The sequence below is a fragment of the uncultured Pigmentiphaga sp. genome, assembly GCF_937950555.1.
Taxonomy (GTDB): domain Bacteria; phylum Pseudomonadota; class Gammaproteobacteria; order Burkholderiales; family Burkholderiaceae_B; genus Pigmentiphaga.
The window spans coordinates 1-8,157 of record NZ_CALFCW010000027.1 but is presented as its reverse complement, the minus strand read 5'-3'; the positions used below and the strand labels follow the sequence as shown (position 1 = coordinate 8,157).

Annotated in this window: 7 protein-coding genes, 1 tRNA gene and 1 pseudogene; 4 read left to right on the top strand and 5 right to left on the bottom strand. The window is 61.3% G+C overall.

What is annotated here, in order from left to right:
• Positions 1-78: 78 nt before the first annotated feature.
• Positions 79-387: pseudogene (locus Q0319_RS06545) on the bottom strand (chromate transporter); the annotation flags it as partial.
• A gap of 624 nt (positions 388-1,011) precedes the next feature.
• Here Q0319_RS06545 and Q0319_RS06540 point away from each other — a divergent pair.
• Positions 1,012-2,052, top strand: a complete 1,041-nt coding sequence (locus Q0319_RS06540) for an HNH endonuclease (protein ID WP_296468064.1) — start codon at positions 1,012-1,014, stop codon at positions 2,050-2,052.
• Between the two features lie 83 nt (positions 2,053-2,135).
• Here Q0319_RS06540 and Q0319_RS06535 read toward each other — a convergent pair.
• From Q0319_RS06535 to Q0319_RS06520, 4 genes are all read right to left on the bottom strand, one after another.
• A tRNA-Ile gene (locus tag Q0319_RS06535) sits at positions 2,136-2,214 on the bottom strand.
• A 76-nt stretch (positions 2,215-2,290) separates the two neighbouring features.
• A complete protein-coding gene (locus tag Q0319_RS06530) occupies positions 2,291-2,977 on the bottom strand; it encodes an enoyl-CoA hydratase/isomerase family protein (protein ID WP_299451496.1) in 687 nt (228 codons plus the stop codon).
• Positions 2,974-4,596, bottom strand: coding sequence for an AMP-binding protein (locus tag Q0319_RS06525; RefSeq protein ID WP_299451495.1), 1,623 nt, complete (start codon positions 4,594-4,596; stop codon positions 2,974-2,976). Before Q0319_RS06525 ends, Q0319_RS06530 begins: the two co-directional genes overlap by 4 nt.
• Before the next feature lie 30 nt (positions 4,597-4,626).
• The gene (locus Q0319_RS06520) at positions 4,627-5,343 is read right to left on the bottom strand and encodes a TetR/AcrR family transcriptional regulator (protein WP_299451494.1); all 717 of its coding nucleotides are present in this window, start codon (positions 5,341-5,343) and stop codon (positions 4,627-4,629) included.
• A gap of 211 nt (positions 5,344-5,554) precedes the next feature.
• Here Q0319_RS06520 and Q0319_RS06515 point away from each other — a divergent pair, with 211 nt between their 5' ends.
• The 3 genes from Q0319_RS06515 to Q0319_RS06505 form a co-directional block, all read left to right on the top strand.
• A complete protein-coding gene (locus Q0319_RS06515; protein ID WP_299451493.1) occupies positions 5,555-6,700 on the top strand; it encodes an acyl-CoA dehydrogenase family protein in 1,146 nt (381 codons plus the stop codon).
• A 47-nt stretch (positions 6,701-6,747) separates the two neighbouring features.
• Positions 6,748-7,728 (top strand): tripartite tricarboxylate transporter substrate binding protein, encoded by a 981-nt coding sequence (locus Q0319_RS06510; RefSeq protein ID WP_299451492.1) that lies wholly within the window; start codon positions 6,748-6,750, stop codon positions 7,726-7,728.
• A gap of 26 nt (positions 7,729-7,754) precedes the next feature.
• Positions 7,755-8,157 (top strand): citrate/2-methylcitrate synthase (locus Q0319_RS06505; protein WP_299451491.1); only part of this gene is annotated, 403 nt, incomplete at its 3' end.

Genomic DNA, 8,157 nt, shown 5'->3' with positions numbered 1-8,157 from the left:
CACCAGGCGCTTGGAATGAAGACGCCGGCTGAGGCATTTGCATTAGCCGCTTAACCTGAGCAGGTTCTGCTGGGTCATTACAATGGCTGGGACGGTCAACCCCAGCGCACTCACCAACGCCCCAGCCCCACCGCGCAGGCGAAAACCGATCCAGATCGCCAGGTTCACCACGTTGACGCCGGGAAATGCCTGCGCCAAGGCCAAGCCGCTCAAGAACTCCCCCTCTGAGAGCCACGCCCGGCGCTGGACGAACTCGCGCATCATCCAGCCGCTCAGGCCGCCGCCGAAGCTGGTCAGGCCGATTTTGGCGAAGGCGAGGAAGAGTTGGAGGGGGGTGGGAGGGGAAGCGTCTCTCGGCGCAGAGTCGATAGGGGCAGGGGAAGCCATGGCGATTCGGGGAAAGTTGGAATCGCCATATTACGGATTTCGCGCCGATGTGCGCACGGCACCCCCAAAAATCCTGGTCGCGCCACGGCTTTCGAGAGATGGCGGCCATAATTGAAGACATGTTCCGCTTTTATCTGCGCGAAGTCACCATGGGAGATGCACAAATTTATCCCCCGCCCCAGCAGTTGGCGAGTCCTTGGGCACCCGGCGAAGCGAATGAGACTGGGTTCTGGCCAGCTCTGTGCGGCACTACGCTTTTTGGTGCACATCATGGAATTTTCGCCCGATCATCAGCAGATGGGTTTATTAGGCTTGTCGGGTTGTCTCCAGTCCCCGGGAAAGAGGCATGCGCAACCGACCTGCACGTACTGAACGTTAGAAGGTTCGTTCAGTAGTGGAAGCCATCACGTGGCAACGCCAAAGAAGTCATTTGTCGTATCGGGGTGCAGGGAAGCGCTTGGTCATTCGCAAACTTTGATGCAAAACTTGAAAACTCACTTAATGAGGCTCCCTGCCAACTATTTATGAGTGCCCTCCCTGGTCGAAATGGGACCAACGAGGTGCACTAAAACCTCCTTCCCACGCCGACCTCGTTCCAGTGGTCGTAGGAAACACGTAAAGGTTATGCCGACCTGTCGTATCTGTCTGCATTCATACAAAAGACTCAAATATGAAACCAAGGACATCGCTATTTGCAAGCGATGTGTGAGCGTACTCAATGAATCCCCGGAGCCAGCGAAATTCGCTCTTGAAAGATGGACCGAGAAGCTTGCGAACGGGATGCGCCGAAATGCAGAAAAAGACCTCCTGTCTGATGATCTGTGGAGACAAAAGAAAGCACAACGCATCCTCGCTGACGTGGAAGCAGCGGCGCGCGATGCATTGGACGGCTGGCTCACGAAGCTGCTGAAGAATCCCAGTAATAGCAGTCGTGACTTCCGCCTCATCCGTGCATATCGCCGCGGCCTGCTACGAATGGACGGGTACACTAGCCGCAACAGGAATTGGGAAGAGGTGGCCCGCCAAATTCGGCTACGAGACAACTATAAATGTACAGCGTGCGGCGCCACGGACACCATTCTCGACGTGCACCACATCGTGTACCTCAGCCATCACGGTACCAACCAAAAGCATAATCTGGTGACGCTTTGCAGAGCGTGCCACGAACAAGAGCATGGAAGAATATTCGACTTGGCGGAAACAGAAGACTGCGCGCCTGACTCGCCTATCGAATATGAGGAGGGATTATCCCCGCCCACGGAAGCCCACCAACAATCAACAGCCGAAATTCTGGATCGGAAAAATCGAACTACAACAGAGAGAGAAAAAACGACGAACCTCCCTCGGGCTAATGTCGTTCCTGCTCAGCGCAACCCTACGCTAATCGCGGAGCCCTCTTCCTTCGATTCAAATCGTGCCGTCCCTCCCTCCGCACATCAAGGGCACCATTCCGCGCAGCCCGAGCCCAGTCATTTGTTCTCGAGAAAAACGGCACCAATACCGACGCAGAACGCTAATGCACCCGCCCCAAAGGTGGAATCACCGCTCCCACCGCCCGCACTAAGCCAACGCGCCCTTGGCAAAAAGCCCTCCTCCCGCGGAATGTCGTGGCTCATATTCGCGATCATCATCGTTCTTATGCTCATTGCGATGCTTCGCGCATAGTTGGCCCGTTCTGACCAGCGTGTTCTGGTACAACCCACAGCAAAAGGCCAACCCGAACGGTTGGCCTAAGTGCTTGATTGAATTGGTGGGCCCCCTGGGAGTCGAACCCAGCACCAACGGATTATGAGTCCGCTGCTCTAACCAGGCATGAGCTAGAGGCCCGAGGGCGCAATTCTACACCGACTGACCTCCCATGGGGAACGAGCCGACCGATCCCCCAAGGGGCCGGGACGAACGCTCACTGCAACGACGCCGAGGAGCACTCCTCAATCAGCGCCTTCGTAGCCCGGACCACCGCCGGATCGAGCTGTGCCATGCTTCGCGCGGCAGCCAAGGTTTCCGTCACGACCTGCTCGTCATCCACCACGCGGCTGGCCAGGCCGTGGGCCACGGCGCCTTGTGCGTCCAGGACCCGTCCTTCCATCAGCAGGGCGAAGGCTTGGCGGGGCCCCACGGCGCGCACTAGGGGTGGGACGACGACGGTAGGCACCCGGCCTATCGCGACCTCCGGGAAAGCTAGTCGCGCGTTTTCACCGAACAGCGCGAAATCCGCAGCCAGGACGAGCACGGCCCCCATGCCGACGGCGGCACCGTTTACCGCTGCCCCCAGCGGTTTGGGATAGTGCTCCACCCGGCGCACCAGTTCGTGCAGGAGTTCGGTGCGCTCGGCCAAGAGGCGCTTCTCGTTGCCAGCCGACGCGCCGCGGAACTCGGTAAGATCCGCCCCGGCACAAAATGATTTGCCCTCGCCCGCCAGCACGACCACCCGGACGGCATCGTCGGTCGCCCATTCCTGCAGCGCCAGGAGGACCTGACGGACGGTACGGGTGTCAAGGGCGTTGCGCTTTTCTGGACGAAACAGGGTGAGCAGGGCAACGCCTCCTTCGACCTGTCCCCAGGCCCCGTCTTGCGGCGAGGCGGTCATTCGGTCGTGCTCCCGCTGGCTAGGCCGAGGTCGGCCACGGCGTATTCGCGCAACTTATTGCGCTGGATCTTGGCGCTGCCGGTCATTCCAATCGCATCGAAAGAATCGACGAAGCGCACGTAGCGCGGTACTTTGAATCCCGCACAACGCTCTTTGCACCATGCGATCAGCGCCGCTTCATCCACGGTTGCGCCCTCCCGCCGAATGACGTAGGCGGCGGCTACTTCGCCCAAGCGCTTGTCGGGCACGCCCACCACCTGCGAATGCCGCACGGCGGGATGCCCGTTCAGCACATTCTCGACGTCCGCTGGCGCGACGTTTTCTCCGCCGACTCGGAACATGTCCTTGATTCGGTCGACGAAGCAGATCCGCCCTGCTTCGTCAGCCACGCCTAGATCGCCCGTATGCAGCCAGCCTTCCTGGTCTATGGTCTTGGCAGTTGCCTCCGGCATGTTGTAGTAACCCAGCATCAGCGCCCAACCGCGAACCCGGATTTCTCCGGGAATGCCAGGCGGCCTGGGCGCATCGGACTCTGGATCGAAAATCTTGACCTCCAGCCCCGGCAGTGGGAAGGCATATCCGGCGACACGCTTCTCCATGTCATCGTCGTACGGCGAGAGGGCTACGTTCGGTGATGCCTCGGACAAGCCATAGCCGGCGCAGAGGTCGCGCATGCCGAGCGTTTCAACCACCTGGCGGAATATCTCCGGCGAGCAAGCTGCCAACCCGCCGCGCAGGCTAAGCCGCTCGGGGCGAAAATCAGGGTGATTCATCAGCATCTGGAACATCGTGTCATTGGCCGACGTCATGGTGCAGCGCTCGCTTTCCATGATGCGCAGCACCCGAGCAACGTCGAATGACGCCGTGGTCAAGTAGCACGCTCCAGCCATGAGGGAGGCGAGCATCGAGAGCGTCGTGCCCGACACATGGAACAAAGGACGCCCGCTGAAGTAGCGATCTCCCGCACGGAGCCCGAGGCGGCGGCCCGCATACCACGCGTCGAACACCATGCTTTCGTGGCACAGCATCGCGCCCTTGGGATACGACGTCGTGCCCGATGTGTACTGCATCAAGGCGGCATCGCGGGGCCGAGGCGCTGCGCTAGCGGGAGCGGGTTCGATGGGCGTGCGCTCGAGTTCAGCTGCGGAAACCGCACCCGCGGGCACGTCGTTGCCGAGCACCAGCACTGTCTGCAGCGCCGGCAGCTCGGGATCCGGCAAGCGGGTGTCGACGGCCGGAGCGATGCTGCGCAGCATGGCGATGAAGTCGATGGAGAGGAAGCGGTCCTCGACCAGCAACATACGCGCATCGGATTGCCGCAGGCAGTACAGTAGCTCGGGAGCCTTGAAACGCGTGTTTACCGGCACGACTACCGCTCCGATCCAGACCGCAGCATACGCGGCGACGACCCAGTCGGCCCGGTTGCCGGCGCATATCGCAAAATGGTCGCCCGGGCGAAGCCCGAGGCGATACAAATTCGCCGCGACGCGCTCCGTGCGCGCAAGCAGTTCGGCATACGTCATGCGCTCGCCCTCGATGACGAGGGCCTCCTGCCCGGGCCACAGCGAGGCCGCCCTGCGCAGCGCGTGCGGTATGGTCGCGGCCGGCGGTGTCTCCATTTTTTCTCGCTCCACGTCTCTCTTCCTTTCCTATTTCGCTACTTTCCTTGGCAGCAGCCCGTTCAAGAATAGCCCTACCATGTACTCAGCCGTCTCCTCCGGAGACAGCCCTTTGCGGGGATCGAAGCTCCCTATTACCCACGCACTGGCGCCGCCCCACGCGCTAACGGCGACACGGGGGTCGCAGGGCCCCAACGACCCATCCTCTTGGCCGGCTGCGATGAGCTTGCGCAATCGGTCTCGCCGATTGCGCCGGCGGCGCTCGATGATGCCGCGCAAGGGCTCGGACAAGGCCAGGATGTCGTGCATCGGCACCAAGGGTGCTTCGCCCCGCAGGTGCGCCAGCAGATACTCGCGCAGGTAGTATTCCAAACGCGTCCGCGCATCACCTTCCAGCGCGAGTGCGGTCCGCATGACTTCGTCGCCAACATCGAAAGCGAGGCTGTAGCACTCGAAGAGAATCTGCTCCTTGCTCTCGAAGTAGTAATAAATGACAGGTTTTCCGATGCCTAATTGCTCGGCCACGTCGTCGAGCGACACATAGTTGAATCCCCGTTCACTGAACAGCCGGGAAGCAGCCTTGACGATTGCATTCTTCTTCTCGAGCCAGCGCCCCTTGCGACCGGAGACGGGAATCGAACCGGAGCGAACGCGAGGTACGGCGACTTCGCCCTGGTCTGACGATGGGGTCGATACGCTGCGCCGCGTACCGCGGGCCCGGCGCGCCCTCACCGTGATGTCATCCATGCTTTCCCACCCTACAGCAGCGTCAAATTCCTACAGCCTATTCAGATTTGACTCCAGAGTCAATTTATGCAAAACCGGGGTCGTTTTTTTTCGACTTTTGAGTCAAACTATTTATTCAGCAATCGAAATCCGATGAGGGATGCAATACCCGGTTGCGGGTTGCGCGCGAAATAACAAGATACCTACAAGAACACACACGGGAGGACGGGCAGTGTTTTTCGAAGTCAACGACGAAGTGCGCGAAATGCGGCAAGCGATCCGGCGCTTCGTGGAGAAAGAGCTACCTGCCTGGGCCGAGGAGGTGGATCGAACCGGAAGCTTTCCGGCAGAGCTCATGCAGCTGATGGCTGCCCAAGGGTTGCTCGGCATGCGCCTTCCCCCGGAATACGGCGGCATGGGCGCGAGCCTTGCCCAGTACTGCATGGTGCAGGAGGAGCTGTCCCGTTGCCATCCGATGTTCACCATCCTGATGTCGAGCACCGGCGGCCTCTCCCCCATGGCCATCGCCCAATTCGGCACGGACGCGCAGAAAAGGCGCTACCTGCCTCCGCTCACCCGCGGAGAAAGCCGGACGTCTTTCGCGCTGACCGAACCCGGCACCGGTTCCGATGCGGCGGCCATCCGCACGCGAGCCGAACGCCACGGTGACGGCTGGGTATTGAACGGACAGAAACAGTTCATCTCCAATGCCGACGTGGCCGATGTCGTGCTCGTCCTCGCCGTAACAGACAAGAACCTGGGGGCGCGAGGAGGAATTTCTGCCTTCCTCGTTGACCGTGGTACGCCTGGCATGACGGTCACCCGCGTGGACCGGACCATGGGGTCTGCCGCCTGGACGCTTTCCGAAATTACGTTTGAAGACTGCCGCATCTGCAGCGATGCTCTCCTTGGGGAAGTGGGCCAAGGCTTCTTCATCGCCTCGAGCGCGCTGACCGAAGGACGCATGAGCGTCGCCTCCACGTGCCTTGGCGCTGCCGAGCGTTTGCTGGAGATGGCAGCCGAATACGCCAAGACGCGCAAGACTTTCGGCGCGCCGCTCGCCGATCGCCAGGCGATCCAATGGATGCTCGCCGACTCCGCCACCGAGCTCGCCGCAGCTAGAGCGCTGGTCCAGCAGACGCTGGCCTCCGACCTCTCGGGCAAAGCAGCAAGGGCTCGTGCGAGCATGTGCAAACTCTATTGTTCGGAAACGGCGGGACGCGTTGCCGACCGCACGGTGCAGATACACGGTGCAACCGGCGTCATCGCAGGCTTTCCGGTTGAACGGTTCTATCGGGACTTGCGCCTATTCCGGGTCGGGGAGGGCAGTTCCGAAATGCAGCGGCTAGTCATCGCCCGCGACCTGCTGGCCGACTGATGTTCATCCCATCGCACCAAATCATCAGAACCGCCATGGAGACAGCAATGAGCACATTCCCCACTACGAAGCTTTGGGCGGCGATTGCCGCCGCCGCGAGTTTGACCCTGGTGTCTCCGTCGCTCGCAGAGTACCCCGACCGCCCGATCCGGGTCGTCGTCCCCTACGGCCCCGGGGGCGTTGACCTGCAGATGCGGGCCATGGTACCCGCGCTATCCAAACTGCTCGGGCAACAGGTCTTCGTGGAAAACCGGGACGGAGGCGGCGCCACGATAGGAACGATGGCTGTCAAGAACGCTCCGGCCGACGGATACACGCTGTTGTTCACGGGTACCTCGGCGCTAGCGGTGGTACCGCAGATGGTGAAAGACGTTGCCTATTCAGCCGATGACTTCTCTCCCATCGGAAACGTGACGGGTACCCCGCTAGCAATCGCGGTCCGCGCAAACGCCCCCTACCGCACCTTAGAGGAACTGCTGGCCTTCGCCAAAGCCAACCCGGGCAAGATCAATATGGGCAGCTCCGGCTCGGGCACGACGACGCACATGGTGGGAGAAGCCTTCCAGATGGAAGCGGGGGTCGAATTCACCCACATTCCATACAAGGGAGTCGGCGCGGCCGTCCAGGCCGTAATGGGCGGGTTTGCGGACATCGTGTTCGGCGTGCCCGGCGCCATTGCGCCGCAAGAACGGGCCGGCAAGTTGCGCGTCCTGGCGACAATGGGCCCCCAGCGCAACAACTTTTTCCCCGACGCACCCACACTGGTCGAGAAGGGCATCGACAAGACTGAAGTCACCAAGTTCGGCCTGTTCGCTCCGCGCGCGACCCCTGCTGCCGTACAGCAAAAACTCGTGCGCGCGGTCGAGCAAGTCGTTCGGTCTCAGGAGTTCGACGACACGATGCGCAAGGGATACACAAATGCGCTGTATCTCTCGCCCGACGAACTTGCCGCCGCGGTCAAGGAAGAATACGACTACTGGAAGAAGATGCTGCAGTCGCCCCGCTTCGACTCCGTCATGAACCGCTGAACCCGCTATCGCTCCGGAGCCAAGGCATGTCCCGCGCCCACCCCACCACATCAATCTCCACGTCCGACGAGACTTCCATCACCGTCCGGGGAGTCGATCTCGTTCACGACCTCATCGGCAAGGTCAGCTTCACCAGTATGCTGTATTTCCTGGCGACCGGCCGGCTTCCGTCGGAGAGCGAGGAAACAATCGTGGACGCCTGTCTTGTCACGATCATGGAGCACGGGATCAACCCCAGCACCATCGTCACGCGGTTGGTTTCCGACAATGTCCCGGCGGAGCCGCAAGTCGCGATTGCTGCGGGCCTGATGACGGTGGGGGGAGTCTTTGCCGGCACGTCGGAGCAATGTGCCCGGATACTGGTCGAGCTGGCAGACGCAGTGGCCCGGGATGGCGCTGGCGCCGTTCGGGCCACGGCAGCTCGCCTGC